Below are 22,788 nucleotides of genomic sequence, written 5' to 3' on the forward strand. Positions count from 1 at the left end.
GCAAGGAGCGTGAATGCAAAGCATCGGGGAGCGAAGCGACCCCACCAGGCGAACCGTGAGGTTCGGCGATGCAGCGCGACGCAGCCGGTCAGTTCCGCAGCCGCTCGTGGCCCGCGATCACAAATCCGAACAGCTTCTGAGGTCGGTGCCGTCACGCGCACGCGCAGAGCCAGCGCGGGTAGCTCATCGAGCACGCGCGGCCGAGCGCCGGCGGCGCGGCGCGGGCGAAGACGTGCGCGGCCGTCCGGCGGAGGAGGCCGGCCTGCTCCGACTCCGGCCCGAAAGCCTCGAAGCACACGCTCCACCACGTCCGCCCCGCCGCGCCGACCTCGGCGATCTCCATCGAGCACCCCGACCGGGTCTGCTCCTCACGCGGCACCCGCCCCACGACGCCGCTGCGCACCGCGAACGACGCTTTCTGCCGGCGCTTGCCAACAGCCACCCAGTCACCGGCCCCCTGCCGGAGCTGCGCTGACCGGTCGAGCGGGAAGCTCCACTTCCGCCAGCGCTCGACGCGCCCGGCGGCGCGCTCGTGGAGCGCCTCGTCCCCAATGACCTCGGCGAGGCGCTTGACCTCCAGGTGCCCCGCGCGCGCCTTCACGCCCAGCCCGTCCGGCGTGGCCGGCCGCACGTAGTAGTCCGTCCGCGTCTCCCACGGCACCGCCCCGGCTACGGCCTCGAACCATGCCGTCACTTCGGCGGGCAGCGCCCCGTCGAGAAACCAGCGGACTTCGGTGGTGGGGTACACGGGCGGTGGACGGTGGACGGTGGACGGTGGACGGGAAGGTAGACGCGGAGTGCGGACGACCTCGCTACCTTTGTGGGTTTTATTCCACACTCCCACACCTCAGCCGTAGACGCCGAGTTGCACGAGCATCCCGACGATGCCGGCGCGGATCATCGCGACCGCGATCGCGGCGAGGAAGAGGCTGGCGATCTTGGCGACGGCCTTCGAGAACCCGGCCCCGAGGTAGGCCAGCAGGCGCGGCCCGAACGCGAACGCCGCGTAGACCAGCAGCATGTTGACGAGGATCGAGGCGAGCGTGAGCAGGAAGCCGGACTGTCCCTGGGTCACGAGGATCGTGGTGATCGCCGCCGGGCCGATGATGAGCGGGATCCCGAGCGGCACGACCGCCATCTCGGCCGTCGAGTCGTCGAGCGCGGCTTTCTTGCCTTTCTTCTTGGCCCCCTCCCCGCCCCGCCGCTTCTTGAGGTCGCCGAAGACGAGGTCGGTGATCGAGAGGACGAGCAGGATCAGCCCGCCGCCGACGCGGAGGTCGTGGACCGTGATGCCGAGCGTCTCGAAGATGACCTGCCCGGCGACGAGCATCAGGAGCGCGACGGCGACGGCGACCGTCATCGCCCGGATCAGGAGCGAGCGCCGGGCGCGGGCCTCGAACGACTCCGTCATCCCGATGTAGAGCGGGAGCACGCCGGGGATGTTGAGGGCCACGAAGAGCGGCAGAAAGGCCGCGATGAAGGCATCGAGCGAGAACACGTCGGGGAGGCCGTGGAGCGGGGGACGGTAAGACGGAGGGGCGCTCCGCCGTGCGAGGCGGCTTATTCGCCGGCTACCTCGGCCGGTTTCGCCCCCGGTGCCCCTCGCCAAACCTTCACTGCCGAGGCCGGCTACGCCGCTTCGAGTGCCTCGACCTCCAGCCCCGCGAGCGTCGGGTTCGCCACCCGGTCGTCGCGCTCGATGTCGCCGTCGCGGAGGCGGACGATGCGGCGGGCGTGCTCGGCGATGTCTTCCTCGTGCGTGACCACAAGCAGCGTGTTGCCCTGCCGGTAGAGCATCTCGAAGAGCCGCATGATCTCCTCGCTCGTCGCGGTGTCGAGGTTGCCCGTCGGCTCGTCGGCGAGGAGGATCGCGGGACGGTTGACGAGCGCCCGGGCGACGGCGACGCGCTGGCGCTGCCCGCCGGAGAGCTCGTTCGGCTTGTGGTCCATCCGCTCCCCGAGGCCGACGCTGACGAGCGCTTGGGCAGCGCGCTCGCGGCGCTCGCGCTTGCTCATCCCGGAGTAGATCAGCGGAAGCTCGACGTTCTGCACGCAGTTGACGCGCGGCAGCAGGTTGAACGTCTGGAAGACGAACCCGATCTCGCGGTTACGCACCGCCGCGAGGTCGTCGTCGGAGAGCGTCGAGACGTCGCGGTCGTTGAGAACGTAGCGCCCGCTCGTCGGGATGTCGAGGCAGCCGACGATGTTCATCAGCGTGGACTTCCCCGACCCGCTCGGCCCCATGATGGCGACGTACTCGCCGCGCGCCACGTCGAGCGAGAGCCCGCGCAGCGCGTGGACCTGCTCGACGCCCATCTGGTAGGTCTTCCAGACGTCGGCGATGTGGATAATCGGGTCGGCTTGCATAGGTCGGTGACGGCGTGGAGGGTGGGGATGGATGCTTTCGGCGTGGAGGGTAGGAAGGGGAAGGAGGGTCGGGTGCGCCGGCGCGGAGCGCATTGGTCGTGCTAGCTTTGTCGGTCTTGCTTACCTCTGTCCTCTGTCCTCCGTTTTCCGTCCTCTCAGCTCCGCCTCGGCCCGCGCCGGTCGTCCTCGTCGTCCACGTAGACCGAGTCGTCGGCCTCGAGCTCTGTGCGGAGCGTGCGGAAGGGGCCAATGATGACCGTTTCGCCGCCGGTCAGGCCGTGCGTGATCTCGATGTGGGTGTCGTCCGCGATCCCGGTCGCAACCTCCATCATCTTTGCCTTGCCGTCCTCCATCAGGAAGACGACGCGGCGCAGGTCTTCCTCCACGAGGCGCGGCGTCCGCTCCTCTTCGCTGTCCCCCTCGTCGGCGTCCTCGCCGAGCCGGTTGAAGTCGCGCACGGTGACGGCCTGAATCGGGACGACGATGGCGCTGGCGACGGTCTCGGTGAAGATGTCTACGGTGCCGCTCATGCCGGGGCGTAGGGTCTGGATGCGTCCCGGCATCTCCTGCAGGTCGGCAGCAGCGGGGCGCGTGACCGAGGCCGGGGTGCCATTCTCGCTGCGGATCTGAATCTTGACCGGGAAGTTCGTCACCTCCTCCTGCGTCCCCATCCCCGAGACGCGCGCCGAGTTGGCGATCTGCGTCACGACCCCGCGAAACGGAGCCTCGGGGTAGGCGTCGACCTCGATCCGCGCGGAGTCGCCGTTGACGACGTTGACGATGTCGTTCTCGTTGATGTCGACTTCCAGCTCCATCCGGTCCAGCTCGGCGATGCGCATGATCTCGGTCCCGTGCATCTGGCCGACGCCCGAGACGCGCTCGCCGAGCTCGACGTTGAGCTGGGAGACCGTGCCGCTCATCGGGGCGTAGACTGAGGTCTTGCGGAGCTGGTCGGCGGCCTGGCTGAGCGACGCCTGCGCACTGCTGACCCGGTACTCGGCCGCCTCCACGTTGGCCTTCGCCACGTCGAAGGCGGTCTGCGCCGTCTCCAGGTCTAGCTGCGCGATCACGCCGCGCTCGGCGAGCATCCGGTTGCGCTCCAGGTCGGCCTCGGCGCGGATCAGCTCGGCCTGGGCGCGCGACACGTCGGCCCGGGCCTGGAGGAGCCCGGCGCGGGCCTGCTCGCGCTGCGCGGCGTAGGCGTCGGCCTGGACCTGCATCAGGAGCTGCCCCTGCTGCACGCGGTCGCCCTCCTCGAGTTCGAGGAAGACGATCTCGCCCGAGACGTCGGAGGTGATCTTGACCTCGATCTCCGGGCGGACCTTGCCCGAAGCCGTCACGCGCTGCGTCACCGTGCGGACCTCGACCGGGGCCGTCTCGACCGCGATACCCTCGTCCTGGTCACCGCCGAAGACAGCGATCCCGGTGAAGAGCAGGGCGAGCGCGACGAAGAGGCCGAGGAGCAGGTTGCGCGTGGTGTTTTTCTTTTCAGGAGTCGCCATAGTGGTTTCGGATGTAGGGGCAGGTCTCAGACCCGCCCGTACGAGGAGAGAGCGGCCAGCCTCAGTCGAAGAGACGCGCCGAGGGGTCGAGCGTGCCGACCGCGTAGTCGAGGAGGGTGCGCTGGAAGACGAACTGCGAGACGGCCTGGGCGCGGTTGCTCTGGGCCTCGACGAGCGTCGCCCGCGCCTGGGTCAGCTCGGTCAGCGTCGAGACGCCGAGGTCGTAGCGCTCCTGCTCGGCCTCGAGGGCAGCCTCGGCCGAGGCCACCTGCCGGGCCGTCACGTCGAGCCGCTTGGCGGCGTTCTGGTAGTCGAGCCAGCCCTGGCGGACCTGGAGCGCGACCTCCTGCCGGAGGTTGTCGAGCGCGATCCGCTCGTTCTCGGCGCGGATCTTCGCCTGCTGCACCTGCGAGCGCGTCGCAAGCCGGTCGAAGATCGGGATGTTCACGCTCAGCCCGACCGAGCCGCCCCGGTTGTCGGTGAAGAACTGGTCGCCGAAGGGCGTGTCCTCGCGAGGCGCGGGGCCGTCGAACGTGAGTGGCTCGCCGCCGACGAGCACGATGTCGCCGCTTCCCGTCGTGACTGGAATCTCCGGAGCCTCGCCGACAGAGCGCGTAGCAAGGCTCGAATAACCCGAGCCGTAGCTGGCGAACAGGTTAACGGTCGGGTAGTAGCCGCCGCGCGCGACGCGGATGTCGGCTTCGGCCGCGTCGATCTGAAGCTCCTGCGCGCGCAGGTCCTCGCGCCGGTCGAGCGCCGCCGTGAGAATCTCTTCGAGGTCGATCGCGTCGGGCTGGAGTGGGACCGCGCCGAACGATGGCGCAACGAAGGTGTAGTTGCCGAACGGGTCGAGCTGGAGGACCTGGACGAGGCGCGTCTTGGCAAGCTCGAGGTCGGCCTCGGCCTGGAGGAGCGACAGCTCGCGCTGGGCGACCTGCGCCTCCTGCTGGAGCGCGTCGGCGCGGGCGCGGACCCCGCCCTCGACGAGTTGCCCGATCTGCTCCAGCTGCGCCTGGTCGGCGGCGAGGTTCTCCTCCTGGATGGCGACGAGTTCGCGGCTCAGGAGGACTTGCAGGAACTGGTTGGCGACGTTGAAGAGCACGTCCTGGCGCGAGCGGTCGAGCGAGAACTCGCTGGCCTCACGCTGGAGCCGCGCCTGCCGGAGCGACGCCTGGTCGCGGAAGCCGTTGAAGAGGTTCAGGTTGGCCGAGACCGACGCGTTGAGCTGCTCGGTCGTCTCCTGCTCCAGCTGGCCCGTCGTCTGGTCGAAGATGAGGCCGTAGTTCTGGACGGGCCGGACGGACGCGCTCACGTCCGGGAGGAACTCGGCGCGGTTGAGCGTCACGTCGAGCGCCCGCGCCTCGGCGGCAGTCACCGCCTGGCGGAGCGCCGTGTTGCGCTCCAGCCCGATCCGCAGCGCCTCGTCGAACGTGATCTCCTGCGAGGTCTGCTGAGCGTTGGCCGTGCCGGCGACGAGGAGGCCGAGGGTCAGCAGGAGGCCGAGGGGGCGGAGACGCATGGTACGAGGCGGGGCGGCAGGGACGGCTGAAAACAGAACTCGCGCCCTTTGACGGGCGGGGGCAATGCTTTGTTACAGCAGTCCGCATCGGTTTCGCCCACGAGCAGACTGCCCGCGCAGGGCTATGCTCCTATGGCTATAGCCAGACAAGCCAAAGCGATACTTGACAACAGGAAAACGTTTTCATATCCTGAATGGAAACGTTTCTACCCCGCCCCAGGCCCATGTCCGTTACGATCAAACAAGTCGCCCGCGAGGCCGGCGTCTCGATCTCGACCGTCAGCCGCGTCCTCAACGGCTCGGGGCCGGCGGCACCCGCGACGCGCGATGCCGTCCAGGGCGTCGTGGACCGGCTCGGCTACGTACCGAACGCGACCGCGCAAGGCCTCGTCCGCAGCCGCACCGACGCCGTCGGCGTCGTGCTGCCGTTTCTCACCGGCGAGTTCTACCCCGAACTCGTCCGCGGCCTCGACCTCGCGGCCCAGGCCACGGACCGCCACCTCGTCCTGCTGACCTCGCACAACCGGCCGGCCGACACGGACCGGGCGCTGCGCGCGCTCTACGGGCGCGTCGACGGGCTCGTGGTGATGGCCCCGGCCGTCCCGCTGGCCAGCGTCGCGGCAGCGCTTCCGCCGGAGCTTCCGGTCGTCTTCCTGAACGCGCCCGACGAAGAGCACGGCTTCGACATGCTCTCGACCGACGCCTACGGCGGGACGCAGCTTGCGGTGCAGCACCTCGTCGACCTCGGCCACCGGCGCATCGCCTGCCTCGCGGGCGAGGCAGGCAACCACGACGCCGAGCTACGCCTCGCGGCCTGGCGCAACGTCCTCACCGAGCACGGGCTGGCCTCGCCCGACGCGTTCGTGCTCCGGGGCGATTTCTCGCGCGAGTCCGGCGTGGCGGCCGGCCAGCGCCTCGCCGACCTCGCCCTCGCGCCCGACGGACCGACGGCCGCCTTTGCGTCTAGCGACTACATGGCGATGGGCGCGATTCTCGCGCTCGCCGAAGCCGGGCTCGTCGTCCCCCAGGACCTCGCGCTCACCTCATTCGACGACATCCCGAGCGCGGCCTACTTCAACCCGCCGCTGACGACGGTCCATCCGCACACCCACGACCTCGGCAGCCTCGCCGCCGAGTGGCTCTTCGACCGGCTCGCCGCCGACACGCCGCCGCCGCCGCGCCAGTACGTGCTGCCGGTCCGCCTGGAGGTCCGCGCCTCCTCCGGCCCACCCCGCTGACGGGGTTCCACCCACTCCCTCCTGTCCAGGTCCACACCGCCTGGAAGCGATTCCAGGACTCCCGAAACCGCCCCGCTTATCCCCACTTGCTACCTCTCGATGCCGCTCGACCTCACCCACCGCCTGCTTCTCGCGCTCTGCCTTCTCAGCCTCGCCGGCTGCGACGGGCAAGACCCCGCCCTCGCCGACGCAGCTCCTTCGGACCAAACCGCCGCCGGCACCTGGACGCTCGTGTGGCAGGAAGACTTCGACGCGCGGGACGCCGCCTTCGAGGCGCGGTGGGACGTGGGCACGCACACCTTCGACGGCAACCAGTCGCACTTCAACCCGGCCAACGTCGTGGTCGAGGACGGGCTGCTGAAGCTCCGGCTGACGGACGTGCCCTACGGGCAGCGCCAGTACTCCGGTGCCGAGCTGCGGACGGATAACGAGGACGGCTTCTTCACCTACGGCCGGTTCGAGACGCGGATGAAAGCCGCTGAGGGGCTCGGCCTCGTCTCCAGCTTCTTCACCTTCCGCTACGACCCCTGGCAGGAGATCGACATCGAGTTTCGGGGCAAGGACACGGACAAGATGCAGGCTAACCTCTATTTCAATCCCGGCCCGGAAGGCGTGCCGAACAACGGCAGCTTCAACCCACTGCCCTTCCCGCGCGACGCCGGGTTCGCGTGCGACGCCGCCGAGGAGTTCCACGTCTACGCCTTCGAGTGGGAGCCTGGGAGCGTCCGCTGGTTCATCGACGACGAACTGGTACTGGAGAGCGCCGACCCGGCGACCGTGCCGGACCTCCCGCAGCAGCTAATGATGAACATCTGGACCTCGGCCTTCCCCAACTGGCTCGGCGAGCTCGACCTGGATGCGCTCCCCGCCGAGGCGCAGTACGACTGGGTGCGCGTCTACCGCCGCACCGACCAGCCGACTCCCTGACCGCACCACCTAACACCTTTCCCTCACCGACCACGGATACTCCCTGACCCCATGTCTACTTCCCGCTTCGCTCTCTTCGCCGCAGCGCTCGCCGTGCTGGCGGTTCCGGCCGCCCAGGGCCAACTCGTCTTCGACGACTTCGACGATGGCGACTTCGCCAACGTCTTCCAGTTCAGCGAGCTCGGCGGGGCCGGGGTCGGGATCGACCTGACGACCGGGCCGGACGGCTCGAACGCGCTCCGCGCCGACATCGACCCGGCGGCGGCGGGCAGCTTTGCGGGCTTCGGCTTCACCCAGAACGGCGGCGGCACCTTCGACGCCTCCGGCCAGGCGTACTTCTCCTTCTTCATTCGCCCGAATGTCGTGGCGGCCAACACGCCGCTGGTCCTGGAGCTGAACCTGCAGGAGGACCCCGGCGGCGACGGCTTCGACCCCCTCGTCGATGACGAGTTCGAGGCTCGGTACGTCGTCGATCCCGGCGTGGCGAACTGCTGGAAGCTCGTCCAGATTCCCGTCGCCTCGTTCGCCGACGACAACTCGGTCAACGTCGGGTCCGACGACGGCTTCGACTTTTCGAGCGTGCTCAACTTCATCGTCGCCATCGGCGGCCCGGCCGGCCCGGCCTACTCGGTCGACTTCGACGAGCTCACGTTCTCGAACGACGTGCCGACGCTCGTGCAGGAGGTCGTGCTGAACGACTTCGAGGCTGACCCGACGGCGAGCGTGTTCACCTTCAGCGAGACGAACGCCGGTATCGGCGTGGGGTCGGCGGCCCCGGCCCCGGAGGCGACCGGCAGCACGCAGGCGCTCTCCATCGGCATCGACCCGGCCCAGACGGGCGCGTTCGCAGGCTACGTCATCCGGCGCCCCGCCGGCGGCTCAGTCACCACGAGCAACAGCGACTACCTCGGGTTCTACCTCCGGCCGCTCGTCGACGCCAGCAACACGCCGCTCCTGCTCGAGATCAACCTCCACGAGGACGTCAACAACGACGGGATGTACGACGGGGCGACCGAGGACGAGGTTCAGGCGACTTACCTCGTCGACCCGGACGACTCCGGGACGTGGCGCTTCGTGGCGATCCCGCTCGCCCTCTTCGCCGACGACAACTCGGTCTTCGCCGGCTCCGACGACGGGTTCGACTTCAACAAGCTCTTCGAGGTCGTCGTCGCCATCGGCGGGCCGGTTGGGACCGAGTTCGCGATCGAGACCGACGACGTGTTCTTCGGCGGCGTCGAGGAGGTGGTGCCGAACTTCAACGTGACGGCCTCGTCGGGCAGCGCTAACGTGATCGCGGGCGGCTCGTTCACCGTCAACTTCACCGTCGAGAACAACACGGCCAACCCGGTCACCGGCGACCTGTTCTTCACCGCCGCCCCGGGTGGGTTCCAGGGTCCGGTCTTCAACAACGTGACGCTGGCCGCCGGCGGCTCGGTCTCGAACAGCTACTCTCAGTTTGTGCCGTCGTTCGCGCCCGCCGGGTCCTACGTCTACACCGTCCGCATTGGCCAATTCCCGAACGTCACCGTGGACGCCGAGGCGCTGACGATCAACGTCCTCTCGCCGCCGCAGCGCGTGCCCGGGGCTGCTCTCAGCTGGCGCGTCGCGGATGCTGTTTGGGAGGACGCCGCCGCCGCGCGCACCGCCGACGCGGGCGCTTACCCCAACCCGTTCGCCCGCGAGACCACGATCCGGTTCGAGACGGCCGAGTCGTCCGAGGTCCGTCTCGCGGTCTACGACGTGACCGGCCGCGAGGTCGCCGTGCTGGTCCAGGGCGTGCTCGGGGCGGGCACGCACGAAGCCGCCTTCGACGCGCGCGACTTGGCGAGCGGCCTCTACGTCTGGCACCTCGAAGCGGGCTCCCGCACCGAGACCGGACGCCTCACACGCATACGCTAATCCCACCCCGACCTGAAGCGGGAGCGGGTACCGCCGCAGCATCCCTCCCCCACCACCCGCTCTCGCTTCACCTGCTGTATCCCTTCACGCCGCCTCGCATCCCGCGCAGGCGCTTCCCTCAAACCAACTCATTCACAACCCATGAAAAACGTATTCACTACCCTGTGTGCGCTGGCAGCTTTCGCGCTGATGGCCCCGGTGGCACAGGGGCAGATCAACCTGCCGGTGACGTTCGAGGACGCCATCGACTACGAACTCGTCGACTTCGGCGGTAACGCGTCGTCGCTCGTCGCGGACCCGAACGACGCCAGCAACACCGTCGTGCAGTCCATCCGCACGATGGGGGCCGAGTGCTTTGCCGGCACGACCGTCGCCGACGTCAGCGGCTTCACCTCGCCGATCCCGTTCGCGCCAGGCGAGACCAGCCTGAACGTCCGCGTGCTGTCGCCGGCCGCCGGCGTCCAGGTCAAGCTCAAGGTCGAGAAGTTCGACGACCCGACGATCAGCGTCGAGGCCGACCTGTTCACCACGGTGGCCGGTGACTGGGAGACCCTGGTCTACGACTTCACCAACGAGTCCCCCGGCACCGCGCCGCTCGACTTCGCGAAGGAGTACGACAAGGCCTCGATCTTCTTCGACTTCCAGTGCCCCGGCCCGCCGTCGATGACCCAGGACATCTACTTCTGGGATGACCTCGCCTTTGGTGACGTGCCGGAGGACATCGAGGCCAGCCTCGACCCCGTCGGCTCGACCGTCATCCCGGAGACGGGCGGCACGCTCGGCTACTCGGTCACGCTCACCAACACGACCGACGTGACGCAGGTCTTCTCGGCCCGCATCGACGCGGTGCTTCCCAGCGGCGGCAGCTTCGGTCCGGTCCAGGGCCCGCAGAACGTGCGCCTCCGCGCCGGCGAGACCGTCGGCCCGGTCAGCTTCACGAGCGGCGTGCCGGGGCAGGCCCCCGAGGGCGACTACAGCCTCGTGCTCGAGCTCTCGATGGGCGGTAGTGTGTTTGCGACCGACAGCTTCCTGTTCGAGAAGGAAGGCCCGCCGTCGTCGCTGGACCTCCCGCTGACGTTTGAGGACGCGAGCCAGGACTACGAGATCGCCGACTTCGGCGGCAACGTCTCCTCGCTCGTCGCGGACCCGAACGACGCCAGCAACACCGTCGTGCAGTCCATCCGCACGATGGGGGCCGAGTGCTTTGCCGGCACCTCGGTCGGCGTCTCCAGCGGCTTCGCCAGCCCGGTCCCGTTCGCGCCGGGCGAGACCAGCCTGAGCGTCCGCGTGCTGTCGCCGGCCGCCGGCGTCCAGGTCAAGCTCAAGGTCGAGCAGAACGGCGACCCGACGGTCAGCGTCGAGACCGACGAGTTCACGACCGTCGCCGGCGTCTGGGAGACGCTCGTCTTCGACTTCAGCAACGAGTCCCCCGGCACGGCCCAGCTGAACTTCGCGTCGACGTACAACCAGCTCGCGATCTTTTTCGACTTCCAGTGCCCCGGCCCGCCGTCAACGATGGAGGCCATCTACTTCTGGGATGACGTCGAGTTCGTGGACGGCATGGCGGCCGCACCGGTGACCGCATCGGCCCGCGCGCTGACCGTCGGCGCGGCCTACCCGAACCCGTTCAGCCGCGCGACGACGATTCCGTTCGCCGTCGAGGCCGCGACGGACGTTCGGCTGGCGGTCTACGACGTGATGGGCCGCGAGGTCGCCGTGCTGGTCAACGGTACCGTCGAAGCCGGCCGCCACGAGGCGAGCTTCGAGGCGCAGGACCTGGCCAGTGGCCTTTACGTCTGGAAGCTCACGGCGGGTGCCCAGTCGCAGACGGGCCGCCTGACGCTCGTGCGCTAGTCCGCGCGTAACCGGAGCGAGGGGAAGGCTGGGCAGTGTCCTTTCTGCTGCCTCCTTCCCCTCGTTTCGTTTTTCTTTTCCTCCCGATGGGTATCCTTGTTTCGCCGACGATGCGCGCCCGTATCCACCCTTTTTTCCACCACCTGCCAGGGGCTAGGCACAGCGCCTCGCTACCCTGACACGCATACCTTGCGCTCCGCCAGCCCATGAACCGCCTCTACGTCATCCGTACCGCCCTGATCGTCGCGCTGGGCGGCTTCCTCATGGGTTTCGACGCCTCGGTGATCTCCGGGGTCGTCGGGTTTATCGAGACCGAGTTCTCGCTGTCGAAGACCCAGCTCGGCTTCTCGGTCGCGTCGCTCACGCTGACGGCCACGCTCGCGATGATGGTCTCGGGGCCGCTGAGCGACCGGTTCGGACGGCGGCGGATTCTCTTCTTTGCCGCCGTGCTGTACGCGATCTCGGCCATCGCCTCTGCGCTCGCGCCCTCGTTCACCGTCCTGGTGATCGCGCGGATGATCGGCGGCTTCGGGGTCGGCGCGTCGCTCATCATCGCGCCGCTCTACATCGCCGAGATCGCGCCGCCGGAGGTGCGGGGCCAGATGGTCTCGTTCAACCAGCTCAACATCGTGACCGGGATCACGGTGGCGTTCTTCACGAACTACCTCATCCTCCAGCTCGCGGATACGTCGGCGGTGATCGCGGGCAACGAGTGGCGGTGGATGCTGGGGCTGGAAACCATGCCGGCGGTGCTCTACTTCGTCGGCCTCTTCTTCGTACCCCGCAGCCCGCGCTGGCTGCTGATGCAGGGCCGCCGGGACGAGGCGCTGCCGATCATGCAGATGGCCGTCGGGAGCGTCGCGGCGGTGCAGGAACTGGACGAGATCCAGAAGAGCATGGCGAAGGACGACGAGCGCGAGAAAGGCAGCATCCGCGACCTGCTGGCACCCTCCCTCCGGTTTGTCCTCACGATTGGCATCGTGATCGGGGTACTCCAGCAGGCGACGGGTATCAACTCGGTCTTTTTCTACGCCCCGACGATCTTCGAGCAGTCCGGCATCGGCACCGATGCCTCGTTCGTGCAGGCCATCTTCGTGGGCCTCATCAACCTCGTGTTCACGCTCCTCGCGATCGCGCTGATCGACAAGCTGGGCCGGAAGCCGCTGCTCATCGGCGGCCTGATCGGGATCACGGCGGCGATGATGATCCTGGCCTTCGGGTTCGGGCAGGCGACCTACACGCTCCCGGCCGAGGCCTCAGCGGTTGTGGGCACCGAGCAAGCAGACGGGCTCGCGCCGCTGATCGGGGAGACGTTCGACAGCGACGTGGCCTTCAAGACGGCGCTCCAGGCCGCCATCGGCACCGAGGCGGCGACCGAGTTCGAGGCCCCGCTCATCACGGCAGCCATTGCGATGAACCCGACGCTGATCCTGATCGGCATCCTGGGCTTCGTCGCTTCGTTTGCGGTCTCGCTCGGGCCGGTGATGTGGGTGCTGTTCTCGGAACTCTTCCCCAACCGCATTCGCGGGATCGCGATTTCGTTCGTCGGGCTCATCAACTCGGCCGTCAGCTTCCTCGTGCAGCAGATCTTCCCGTGGGAGCTGGCCACGCTCGGAAGCTCGCTGACGTTTTTGATCTACGGCGTCTTCGCCGCGCTCGGGCTCGTGTTCGTGATCTTCGTCGTGCCTGAGACGAAGGGCAAGTCGCTCGAAGAACTCGAAGCCGAACTCGTCCGCACGCCCGCCGCCTGACGCTCCTGCTTCCCATGCCAGTACCTGACGCCTCCCAAACCGCCCCTCCCGGCGACGCAGCCCCCGCGTCCGTCTATGTCGGCTCCGCCCGCCTTCGCACGGACGCGCACCCGGTCACGGGCGACATCGCCGAGATCGACGGCGACCGCTACTACCGGATCGCGAACGCCGACCAGATGCCGCCGTTCTTCGTCTCCGTCGTGAGCGACGCCGACCACTGGCTGTTCGTGTCGAGCCGGGGCGGGGTGTCAGCCGGCCGGGTCAGCCCCGAGCGCGCGCTCTTTCCGTACGTCACCGTGGACCGCATCCACGACGCGAGCGGCTCGACGGGCAGCGCGACCCTCTTGCTCGCGCAGCGTCCGGGCGACGGCTCGAACGGCGCGGCCCGCACGATGCTGTGGGAGCCGTTCTCGGACCGCTACGCCGGACTCTACGACCTCCGCCGCGCCCTCTACAAGAACCTCCGGGGCGACCGGCTCCGCTTCGAGGAGGTCAACCACGACCTCGGGCTGACGTTTGTCTACACCTGGTGCACGAGCGAGCGCTTCGGCTTCGTCAAGCGCTCCGAACTCCGCAACCACGGCGCGGGTGCCGCCCGCGTGCGCGTGCTCGACGGCGTGCGCAACCTGATGCCCTACGGCGTCAGCCGCGACCTCCAGGAGACGCGCAGCAACCTCGCCGACGCCTACAAGAAAAACGAGCGCGTCCCCGGCACGACCCTCGGCCTGTTCACGCTCAGCGCCCAGCCCGTCGACAAGGCCGAGCCGAGCGAGGCGCTGAAGGCGACGACCGTGTGGTCGGTCGGCCTCGACCCGGACGCCGTCCTGCTCTCGGCGCGCCAACTGGACCGGTTCCGCCGCGGGCGGCCCGTCGAGTCGGAGGCGATGGTGCGCGCCGAGCGCGGGGCGTACTTCCTCCACGCGACCGTCGCCCTCGCGCCGGACGAGACCGCGACCTGGGACCTCGCCGCCGACATCGAGCAGGACGTGGCGGACGTGGTCGCCCTCACCGAGCACCTCGCCGACCCGGACGCGCTCCGCACGGCACTCCACGAGGACATCGACGCGGGGACGGAGCGGCTGCGGCGGCTCGTGGCGATGGCCGACGGCGAGCAGCGCAGCGCCGAGCGCATGACGACGGCGCGGCACCGGATGAACGTCCTGTTCAACATCATGCGCGGCGGCATCTTCGACCGGGGCTACGCCGTCGACCGCGAGGACGTGCGAGCCTACGTCGCCCACTTCAACGCCCCCGTCGCCGAGGCGCACGCCGACCTCTTCGGCCGCCTGCCCGTCCAGCTCACGATCCAGGCATTGCAGGACGCTGCGCGCGAGGGCAGCCCCGACTTCCAGCGGCTCTGCTCGACCTACCTCCCGCTCCACTTTAGCCGCCGCCACGGCGACCCGAGCCGCCCGTGGAACCGCTTCTCGATCGACGTCCGCAACGCCGACGGCACAGCGGCGCGCGGCTACGAGGGCAACTGGCGCGACATCTTCCAGAACTGGGAAGCCCTCGGGCGCTCGTTCCCCGGCTTCCTCGGCGGCATGATCGCCACCTTCGTCAACGCCTCGACGGCCGACGGCTACAACCCGTACCGGATCACCGACAAGGGGATCGACTGGGAAACCATCGAGCCGGACGATCCGTGGTCCTACATCGGGTACTGGGGCGACCATCAGATCATCTACCTTCTCCGGCTCCTCACGCTTGCCCGGGCGCACAACCCTGACCACCTCGCGGGCTTGCTCTCGGAGCGCCGCTTCAGCTACGCGAACGTCCCCTACCGCATCAAGCCCTACGCCGACCTCCTCCGCGACCCACACGACACGGTCGTCTACGACGCCGACGAGGAGACCCGCATCGCCGGGCGCGTGGCGTCCGTCGGGGCCGACGGAAAGCTGCTGTGGGGCGGGGACGACACCGTGCTCCTGGTGACGTTTGCCGAGAAACTGCTCGTCCCGCTCCTCGCCAAGCTGACCAACTTCATCCCCGAGGGCGGCATCTGGATGAACACCCAGCGCCCGGAGTGGAACGATGCCAACAACGCGCTCGTCGGCAACGGGGTGTCGATGGTGACGCTTTTTGCCGTCCGGCGCTACCTATCGTTCCTGAGCACTCTGCTCGGCGACGCGACCGAGGAGCAGGTCGAGCTTTCGGCCGAGGTGGCGGCGCTGCTGCGCGCCGTCGGCGAGACGTTCGAGCAGCACGCGGACTTAGCCGGCCGCAGCCTGAGCGACGCCGAGCGGAAGCAGGTCGTCGACGCCCTCGGCGAAGCCGGGAGCGCCTACCGCGAGCGGCTCTACGCGGCCGGACTCTCGGGCGAGACGGAGGCGGTTCCGCACGCCGAGGTCCAAGCGCTCATCGACCGAGCCTCGGCGTTTCTGGACCACACGGTCCGCGTCAACCGGCGCGGCGACGGCCTCTTCCACGCCTACAACCTGATGACGGCCGAGGGGGACGAGGTCGCCGTCTCGCACCTCTACGCGATGCTGGAGGGCCAGGTCGCCGCACTCGACGCAGGCGTGCTCGGTCCCGCGACTGCCGCCGATGTGCTGGACGCAATGCGGGCGAGCGCGCTCTACCGCCCGGACCAGCACAGCTACCTCCTGTACCCGGACCGCTCGCTCCCCGGCTTCCTCGAAAAGAACAACCTGCCGGACGAGGCCGCCCGGCAGTCGCCGCTGCTCCAGGCGCTCCTCGCCGAGGGCGACCGGAGCCTCGTCGTCCGGGACGTGCGCGGCGGCGTGCATTTCAACGGCACCTTCCGCAACAAGGCCGACGTCCAGGCCGCGCTCGACGCGCTCCGGGCGAACGGCCACGCCGAAGCCGTGGACCGCGAGGCAGCCTTCGTGCTGGGCGTGTTCGAGCAGGTCTTCCACCACCGCGCGTACACCGGCCGCTCGGGGACGTTCTTCGGCTACGAAGGGCTGGGCAGCATCTACTGGCACATGGTCTCCAAGCTCGCCCTCGCCACGCAGGAGACCTTCTTTCGCGCCCACGCCGCCGGGGCCGACAACGCCGTACTCCGGCGCCTCGCCGACGCCTACTACGACGTGCGCGCAGGCCTCGGCGTGACCAAGACGCCCGAGGAGTTCGGGGCTTTCCCGGCTGATGCCTACTCCCACACGCCCGGCCACGCGGGAGCCAAGCAGCCCGGGATGACGGGCCAGGTCAAAGAGGACATCCTGTGCCGCTGGGGCGAACTCGGCGTGCTCGTCGAGGGCGGGCAGATCGTCTTCCGGCCGGCCCTGCTACGGGCGTCGGAGTTTCTCGCAGCCCCCCGGCGCTTCCGCTACGTCGACCTCGGCGGCGCGCTGCAGACGCTCGACCTCGACGCCGGCACGATGGCGTTCACCTATTGCCAGGTGCCCGTCGTGTACCGGCGCGGCGACGCCCTCGCGGTCCGCGTGACCGGGCTGGGCGGCACCCCCGCCGACGCCGGGGGCGACACGCTCAGCCGGGCGACGAGCGCCGCCGTGTTTGGCCGCACCGGTGAGGTCGAGCGCATCGACGTGACCCTCTCTCCTGCCCGCTGAGCCCGGACGCATGCCTACTCCCACGCACCACGAGACGGCTCCCGAGGACCGCATCTCTTTCGGCCACCGCGTGGTCTACGGCCTGGGCGCGTTCGTCAACAACCTGCTCGCCGGGGCGAGCGGCGGGATGATGATCGTCCTCAACCTCGGCTTCGGGATGAACCCGGCGCTCGTCGGGCTCCTCGGCGCGATCCCCCGGATCTCGGACGCGTTCACGGACCCGCTGATGGGGTACATCTCCGACCAGACGCAGACGCGGTGGGGCCGGCGGCGACCGTACATCTTCGGCGGGGCGATCGCGGTCGGGCTGATCTTCATCTTCCTCTGGCAACTCCCCGACGGCAAGAGCGAGACGTTCTACTTCGTCTACTTCCTCATCGGGTCGCTCTTCTTCTACCTCGCCTACACGGTCTGGGCGACGCCGTGGGTGGCGCTGGGCTTCGAGCTGACGCCGGACTACCACGAGCGCACGCGGCTCATGGGGACCTCCAACTTCATCGGCCAGCTCGCCTACGTCGCCTCGCCGTGGTTCCTGTGGATCATGTCCTACGAGGGGTTCTTCGAGAACCAGCGCGAGGGCGCGGCGGGGCTCGCCATCATCATCGCCGTCATCGTGATGGCAGTCGGCGTGCTCCCGGCGATCTTCCTCCGCGAGCCGTTCCGGGCCGTGGCGGCCGCCGAGAACAAAGAGGGGCTCGGTGGGAGTGCCGTCGCGCGGCGGATCAGCGAGTTCTTCCAGGGCTTCGGGACGGTGCTCCAGTCCCGCCCGTTCCTGCTGCTCTGCGTGGCGACGTTCCTGATCTTCAACGGGTTCATGCTGATCGCGTCGTTCCAGTTCTACGTGATCATCTACTACGTCTTCGGCGGCGACCAGACCCTCGGCGCGGAGTACGCAGGCTACGCCGGGTCGGTCGGCGCGATTGCGACGTTCGCCGTGGTAGTGTTCGTGACGTGGCTCGGGACGAAGATCGGGAAGCGGAAGGCATTTATGATCGCCATCGGGGTCTCGGTCGTCGGCTACCTCCTCAAGTGGCCGACCTACAACCCGGAGCTTCCGTGGCTGGTGATGGTCCCGGCCCCGCTGATGGCGTTCGGCCTCGGCGGCCTCTTCACGCTCGTCCCGTCGATGATCGCCGACGTGGTCGACCTCGACGAGCTGACGAGCTATGAGCGGCGTGAGGGCATGTTCGGCTCGATCTACTGGTGGGTCGTCAAGCTCGGCATGGCGGCGGCGCTCGCGGCGGGCGGCTTTCTCCTCAACGCGACCGGCTTCGACGTGGAACTCGGCAGCGCGCAGACCGAGCAGACGCTCTTCCTGATGCGCGTCTTCGACGTGGGCATCCCGGCGCTGACCTCGCTCGTCGCCATCTGGGCGATTGCCAACTTCCCGATCACCGAGGACACAGCCTACGAGGTCCGCACGAAGCTAGAAGCCCGGCGCGGCCCCGTCGGCCGCGAGGTGTTGGACGCGTAGCTTCGCGGGAGGCACCGCGAACCTAGAAGAATGATCTCAGGAGCGCTCGACCACCTCAAACGCGGCGCGTAGCTCCGTCGCCGAGTCGCCGCCGATCCAGACGTGGAAGGTGCCCGGCTCGGTGACGCACTGCATCTGCCGGTCGTAGAACGCGAGGTCGTCGGTGTGAAGCTGGAAAACGACGGTCGTGCGCTCGCCAGGCTGGAGGCCGAGGCGCTGGAAGCCTTTCAGCTCGCGCACCGGCCGGGTCACGCTGCCGACGAGGTCGCGGACGTAGAGTTGGACGACCTCCTCGGCCTCGCAGTCGCCGACGTTCGTCACCTCGGCGCGGACGGTGAGCGTGTCGCCGGGCGCAACCTCGTGCGGGCTCACCTCGATGTTCGCATACTCGAACGCGGCGTAGGACAGCCCGAACCCGAACCGGAAGAGCGGCGTGGCCCCCGCGTCGAGGTAGAACGACGTGTTGCCGAGCGAGGTCTGGACAGCGCGCGGCTCGATGTTGTCGATGTGGGTCACCGTCTCCGGCGTCGGCGGGCGGCCCGTGTTTTTGTGCCCGTAGTAGATCGGAATCTGCCCGACCCTGCGCGGGAACGTCACCGGCAGCTTGCCCGAGGGCGACACGTCGCCAAAGAGCAGATCGACGAGCGCCGGCCCGGCCATCGTGCCGGGGTGCCACGCAAACAGGAGCGCATCGACGGCGCTGAGCACCGGCTCCAGCGTCAGCGGCCGGCCCGCCATGACGACGACCACGACGGGTTTCCCGACGGCGGCGACGGCCTCGACGAGTGCTTCTTGCGCCCCGGGCAGGCTGATGTCGGCGCGGCAGTGGGCCTCGCCGGAGAGAATCGACTCCTCACCCAGAAACAGCAGCACGACGTCGGCCTGCTTGGCCGCTTCGATGGCGTCGCCGAAGCCGCCGCGGCCCCGGCTGCGCGTCGTCTCCAGCGCCCGCACGTACCGGATCTCCATCGTCTCGCCGAACCGCGCCCGGAGCGTGCCGAGCGGCGTCCGGCTGTGCTCCGGGTTGCCGTCGAAGACCCAGGTGCCGAGCTGCTCGTACCCGTCGTCGGCGAGCGGGCCGATGACGGCGAGGCGGCTCAGCCGGTCGGCGGCGAGCGGCAGGGTCGGTCCGTCGTTCTTCAGCAGCACGGCGCTCTGCGTCGCGGCCGTCCGGGCAGCACCGAGATGGTCGGGGTTGGCCGGCGCGGGGAACGCGCCAGGGTCGGTGTACGGGTTCTCGAAGAGGCCGAGGCGGAGCTTGACCCGGAGCACGTTCGCCACGGCTGCGTCGATCCGCTCTTCGGCGATGCGCCCCGACTCGACGAGCGCGCGGAGATGGTCGGCGTAGGTCGTGCTCGCCATCTCCAGGTCGAGTCCCGCCGTCGCGGCTTCGTAGGCGGCCTCGCTGTGGTCGGCGGCGAGGCCGTGGGTGCAGAGTTCGGGGACCGAGTTCCAGTCGCTGACGGTGAGCGCGTCGCTGCCCCACTCGTCCCGGAGGATCGTCGTCAGCAGCCAGCGGTTCGCCGTCGCGGGCACGCCGTTGAGGTCGCTGAACGAGGCCATGAGCGAAGTCGCCCCCGCGTCCAGGGCGGCCTTGAACGGCGGGAGGTGGACGTTCCGAAGCTCGTGCTCGGGGACGTTGGTGGTGTTGTAGTCGCGCCCGCCTTCACTTGCGCCGTAGCCCGCAAAGTGCTTGGCGCAAGCCGCGATGGCATCGGGCGCGGCGAGAGCCTGCCCCGGACTCGGTCCGGGGTCTTCGCTCTGGAAACCACGCACCGTCGCCGCACCGAGGGCACCGATCAGGAACGGGTCCTCGCCGAACGTCTCGGCGATCCGGCCCCAGCGCGGGTCGCGCCCGAGGTCGAGCATCGGCGCGTAGCTCCAGTTGACGCCCGCCGCCGCTGCCTCCACCGCCGCGGTCCGGGCGCTGGTCTCCACGAGATCGGGGTTCCAGGTCGCGGCCAGGCCGAGCGGGATCGGGAAGATGGTCTCGAAGCCGTGGACGACGTCGCGGCCGTTGAGAAGGGGGATGCCTAGCCGGCTCTCCTCGACCGCGAGGCGCTGAAGCTCGTTGACCGTCTCGACGTGGACTTCGTTGAGCACCGACCCGATGCGGCCCTGCACGACGGCCTCGCCGAGCCCGTCCGGCACCTCGCCCTCGCCGCTCATCGCGAGGCCAAGCTGGCCGATCTTCTCGTCCAGCGTCATCGCGCCGAGCAGCGCCTGGATCCGAGGCTCCATAGGGGAATCAGGCGTGGGGCCGACGCTTACTCGCTCCGCTCGTAGACGCGGACGTAGTCCACCTGCATCGTCTGCGGGAAGACCGTCGTTGCGTCCGGCGACCCCGGCAGGTTGCCGCCGACGGCCACGTTCAGGATCATGTGGAAGGCGTGGTCGAACGGCGCGGCCGGGTTCTCCTCTTCGAGTCCCGCCACGAACCAGTCGTCCGAGGTCTGGGTCTGGTAGAGCACGTTGTTGATGTACCACCGGATGGTCGTGGGTACGAACTCGTCCTCCTCGGTGTCCGGGTTGTCAGGAACGGCCTCCTCCCACTCGACGGTGAAGACGAAGAAGTCGTCGGCAATCGTCCCGGCGGCGAGTTGGAATTCCTCGCCTGCGAACACGTTGTCCGGGAAGCTCCCACCATAGTGCAGGGTCCCGAACACCTCGCCGGGCTTGCTGCCGACGGCTTCCATAATGTCGATCTCGCCGCTGGCGGCCCACCCGCCGTAGGTCGGCTCGCTGAAGAGTAGCCAGATGGCGGGCCAAAGGCCCTGCCCGGTCGGGAGCTTGGCCTTGACCTCGAAGCGGCCGTAGGTCCAGTCGCCCTTGCCGAGGGTGCGGAGCCGGGCCGAGGTGTAGGTGGTGTCACCGGAGAGCGTGTCTTGGCGGGCTGTGATCGTCAGGAGGCCGTCCGCGACCGTCGCGCTCTCGGCGTTGTACGACTGGAGCTCGTTGTTGCCCCAGCCGCACAGTTCGTTGCCGACACCCTGGTTGCAGCCGTCGCCGAGTTGGAACTCCCACTTGCTCGTATCCACTTCGGTCCCGTCGAACTCGTCGTTCCAGACGAGTGCCCACCCCTCGGGGGTGAACTCGGGGTCGGGAATGGCCTGCTCGACTGAGTTGTCGCACGCGGCTAGAGCGAGGACAGCGATACAGGTCAGGGCAAACGCGAAGCGAGGCATCATCATGACGTGGTAGACAAAATGGACAGGCAGGCGGCCAGGGGGCTGTGTCTCTGGTACCCTCAAGGCCGGGTCAGCACCTAAGGGGTAGGCTGCCCCACGAAGAGCGGGAAGTTGGCCGTCGCGACGTTGCCGCTGCCGTCGTAGGCGTAGAGGAACATCCGGTACGGACCCTCGACGCGCGGAGCCTGGATGGCGAGCGTCCCACCCTCCTCACGAACGACGCCGATGCGGACGGCGTCGGGGCGCGCTTCGGCGTCGCCGCCGGCACGGATGTCAGTGCTCTCGGGGAGCAGTTCCCACTCGTAGCGGACGGGCGCGCCCTCGGGGTCACTGACGTCGGCCTCGAAGGTGACGACGGAGAGCGGGTCCGCGTAGACGCTCGCGAAGGGTGTCTCTCCGTTCGCGGTGAAGCTGGCGATGCTCGGGGCACGGTTCGCGGGCCAGGTGCCGGTCCAGACGTGCTGCAGCACGTCCATCACCTCGGTCTCGTAGCCGCCCGGCGTGAAGATGCCGTACCACGTTGGCGTGGTCTCCTGCTTGGCCCCCCAGAGGAAGGCGTAGGAGCCGATGCCGTACGTTGTGTCGGCGGCGATGCCCTGCTCGTAGCGAAGCTGGTAGACGCGGGCTTTCTGGGTGCTCGTCTGTTCGATGGGAACGTTCCACGCGGTCTTGGGGACCTCCCAGTGGCCGTCCGGTCCCCACTCGGCGATGACGTAGGGGCCGTTCCAGCCAGCGCGGCGGAGCATGGTCCCCACGCTCGGCCCGTCGTAGCCGTAGTCGCGGAAGGCCCGCGTGCCGCCGACGAGTTCGCCGTAGGTGTTGATGCCGTAGACGTCAATGTCCGGGGCGCGCTCCATGATAAGCTGGACCTCCGCCACGTCGAGGCCGGCGGTGACGTGCATCACCGGGTGGTTCGGGTCCTCCTCCTTGATCATCGCGGCGATGTCGCCGAGGGCGTCCCAGACTTTGTAGTCGGTGTAGAACAGGTCGTTCTCGTTGCCGAGGCCCCACATCAGGATCGCCGGGTGGTCCTTGTAGGCGCGGACGACCTCGCGGAAGCGGGCGAGCTGCGCGGCGACGCCCTTGCTGTCGTTGTAGTCGAAGCCCTGGCGCTCCTGCCCGGCCCAGAGGCCAAAGACGACGCTCAGCCCGAGGGCATGCGCCTGGTCGAGCACGCCGATGGCCTCGCCCGCACCCCACGTCCGAATCGAGTTGGCCCCGTAGGCCACAGCGCGGTCGAGGTACTGGGTGCCGCCGACGCCTCGGATGTAGTACGGCTCACCGCCGCGGTAGAGCGTCCAGCTTCCGCCCTCGTCCTGGCGAAGCTCGACGGGGATTGCGCCCTGGTTGGCGAGCGGCACAGACCCGACGGCCTCGGCGACTTCAGAGCGCTCGCTGAGGGTGGAGCGCTCCTGCGCTTGGGCAGCGCAGCAGAACCCGAGGAGGGCGGCGCACAGGGCCGCGCGAGGTAGTCCTTTCATATCGGTAGACGCCATGTCATATCGGTAGACGCCATGCGCTGGCCGAGCACGT

The 22,788-nt window shown here is 68.8% G+C and carries 14 protein-coding genes and 1 pseudogene; 7 read left to right on the forward strand and 8 right to left on the reverse strand.

Annotated elements, in window-relative coordinates; genetic code table 11:
- Positions 1-151 precede the first annotated feature (151 nt).
- The 5 genes from AAGI91_13980 to AAGI91_14000 form a co-directional block, all read right to left on the reverse strand.
- Positions 152-748 carry a hypothetical protein gene (locus AAGI91_13980; GenBank protein MEM1043722.1) on the reverse strand — a complete coding sequence of 199 codons (597 nt, stop codon included), beginning with the start codon at positions 746-748 and terminating at the stop codon, positions 152-154.
- 99 nt (positions 749-847) lie between these two features.
- Entirely contained in the window at positions 848-1,498 is a 651-nt protein-coding gene (locus tag AAGI91_13985) for a MarC family protein (protein ID MEM1043723.1), read from the reverse strand.
- Positions 1,499-1,629: 131 nt separating this feature from the next.
- Positions 1,630-2,367, reverse strand: a complete 738-nt coding sequence (locus AAGI91_13990) for an ABC transporter ATP-binding protein (GenBank protein MEM1043724.1) — start codon at positions 2,365-2,367, stop codon at positions 1,630-1,632.
- Between the two features lie 155 nt (positions 2,368-2,522).
- Positions 2,523-3,869 carry an efflux RND transporter periplasmic adaptor subunit gene (locus tag AAGI91_13995; protein MEM1043725.1) on the reverse strand — a complete coding sequence of 449 codons (1,347 nt, stop codon included), beginning with the start codon at positions 3,867-3,869 and terminating at the stop codon, positions 2,523-2,525.
- A gap of 61 nt (positions 3,870-3,930) precedes the next feature.
- Positions 3,931-5,388 (reverse strand): TolC family protein, encoded by a 1,458-nt coding sequence (locus AAGI91_14000; protein MEM1043726.1) that lies wholly within the window; start codon positions 5,386-5,388, stop codon positions 3,931-3,933.
- A gap of 224 nt (positions 5,389-5,612) precedes the next feature.
- Here AAGI91_14000 and AAGI91_14005 point away from each other — a divergent pair, with 224 nt between their 5' ends.
- From AAGI91_14005 to AAGI91_14035, 7 genes are all read left to right on the forward strand, one after another.
- On the forward strand, positions 5,613-6,626 hold the full coding sequence (locus AAGI91_14005; GenBank protein ID MEM1043727.1) for a LacI family DNA-binding transcriptional regulator: 1,014 nt from the start codon (positions 5,613-5,615) through the stop codon (positions 6,624-6,626).
- Positions 6,627-6,725: 99 nt separating this feature from the next.
- A complete protein-coding gene (locus AAGI91_14010) occupies positions 6,726-7,553 on the forward strand; it encodes a family 16 glycosylhydrolase (protein ID MEM1043728.1) in 828 nt (275 codons plus the stop codon).
- Positions 7,554-7,604: 51 nt separating this feature from the next.
- On the forward strand, positions 7,605-9,452 hold the full coding sequence (locus AAGI91_14015; protein MEM1043729.1) for a T9SS type A sorting domain-containing protein: 1,848 nt from the start codon (positions 7,605-7,607) through the stop codon (positions 9,450-9,452).
- Between the two features lie 141 nt (positions 9,453-9,593).
- Entirely contained in the window at positions 9,594-11,306 is a 1,713-nt protein-coding gene (locus tag AAGI91_14020; GenBank protein MEM1043730.1) for a T9SS type A sorting domain-containing protein, read from the forward strand.
- Between the two features lie 206 nt (positions 11,307-11,512).
- Positions 11,513-13,057 carry a sugar porter family MFS transporter gene (locus tag AAGI91_14025; GenBank protein MEM1043731.1) on the forward strand — a complete coding sequence of 515 codons (1,545 nt, stop codon included), beginning with the start codon at positions 11,513-11,515 and terminating at the stop codon, positions 13,055-13,057.
- 14 nt (positions 13,058-13,071) lie between these two features.
- Complete coding sequence (locus AAGI91_14030) at positions 13,072-16,593, forward strand: hypothetical protein (GenBank protein MEM1043732.1); 3,522 nt, start codon at positions 13,072-13,074, stop codon at positions 16,591-16,593.
- A 10-nt stretch (positions 16,594-16,603) separates the two neighbouring features.
- Positions 16,604-18,067: an MFS transporter gene (locus AAGI91_14035; GenBank protein MEM1043733.1), complete on the forward strand. Its 1,464-nt coding sequence runs from the start codon at positions 16,604-16,606 to the stop codon at positions 18,065-18,067.
- 36 nt (positions 18,068-18,103) lie between these two features.
- Here AAGI91_14035 and AAGI91_14040 read toward each other — a convergent pair.
- The 3 genes and pseudogenes from AAGI91_14040 to AAGI91_14050 form a co-directional block, all read right to left on the reverse strand.
- Positions 18,104-20,314 (reverse strand): annotated as a pseudogene (locus AAGI91_14040) (glycoside hydrolase family 3 N-terminal domain-containing protein).
- A gap of 20 nt (positions 20,315-20,334) precedes the next feature.
- Positions 20,335-21,252 carry a glycoside hydrolase family 16 protein gene (locus AAGI91_14045; protein ID MEM1043734.1) on the reverse strand — a complete coding sequence of 306 codons (918 nt, stop codon included), beginning with the start codon at positions 21,250-21,252 and terminating at the stop codon, positions 20,335-20,337.
- Positions 21,253-21,332: 80 nt separating this feature from the next.
- Positions 21,333-22,751: a glycoside hydrolase family 2 TIM barrel-domain containing protein gene (locus AAGI91_14050; GenBank protein ID MEM1043735.1), complete on the reverse strand. Its 1,419-nt coding sequence runs from the start codon at positions 22,749-22,751 to the stop codon at positions 21,333-21,335.
- Positions 22,752-22,788: the final 37 nt, after the last annotated feature.

The organism is Bacteroidota bacterium (assembly GCA_038746285.1).
In the GTDB taxonomy this organism is placed as follows: Bacteria; Bacteroidota; Rhodothermia; order Rhodothermales; family JANQRZ01; genus JANQRZ01.

Bases quoted from the DNA above. Each gene is read 5' to 3' on its own strand.
- AAGI91_13990 (MEM1043724.1), bottom strand. From the start codon at position 2,367: ATGCAAGCCGACCCGATTATCCACATCGCCGACGTCTGGAAGACCTAC.
- AAGI91_13995 (MEM1043725.1), bottom strand. From the start codon at position 3,869: ATGGCGACTCCTGAAAAGAAAAACACCACGCGCAACCTGCTCCTCGGC.
- AAGI91_14000 (MEM1043726.1), bottom strand. From the start codon at position 5,388: ATGCGTCTCCGCCCCCTCGGCCTCCTGCTGACCCTCGGCCTCCTCGTC.
- AAGI91_14005 (MEM1043727.1), top strand. From the start codon at position 5,613: ATGTCCGTTACGATCAAACAAGTCGCCCGCGAGGCCGGCGTCTCGATC.
- AAGI91_14010 (MEM1043728.1), top strand. From the start codon at position 6,726: ATGCCGCTCGACCTCACCCACCGCCTGCTTCTCGCGCTCTGCCTTCTC.
- AAGI91_14015 (MEM1043729.1), top strand. From the start codon at position 7,605: ATGTCTACTTCCCGCTTCGCTCTCTTCGCCGCAGCGCTCGCCGTGCTG.
- AAGI91_14020 (MEM1043730.1), top strand. From the start codon at position 9,594: ATGAAAAACGTATTCACTACCCTGTGTGCGCTGGCAGCTTTCGCGCTG.
- AAGI91_14025 (MEM1043731.1), top strand. From the start codon at position 11,513: ATGAACCGCCTCTACGTCATCCGTACCGCCCTGATCGTCGCGCTGGGC.
- AAGI91_14030 (MEM1043732.1), top strand. From the start codon at position 13,072: ATGCCAGTACCTGACGCCTCCCAAACCGCCCCTCCCGGCGACGCAGCC.
- AAGI91_14035 (MEM1043733.1), top strand. From the start codon at position 16,604: ATGCCTACTCCCACGCACCACGAGACGGCTCCCGAGGACCGCATCTCT.
- AAGI91_14045 (MEM1043734.1), bottom strand. From the start codon at position 21,252: ATGCCTCGCTTCGCGTTTGCCCTGACCTGTATCGCTGTCCTCGCTCTA.
- AAGI91_14050 (MEM1043735.1), bottom strand. From the start codon at position 22,751: ATGGCGTCTACCGATATGAAAGGACTACCTCGCGCGGCCCTGTGCGCC.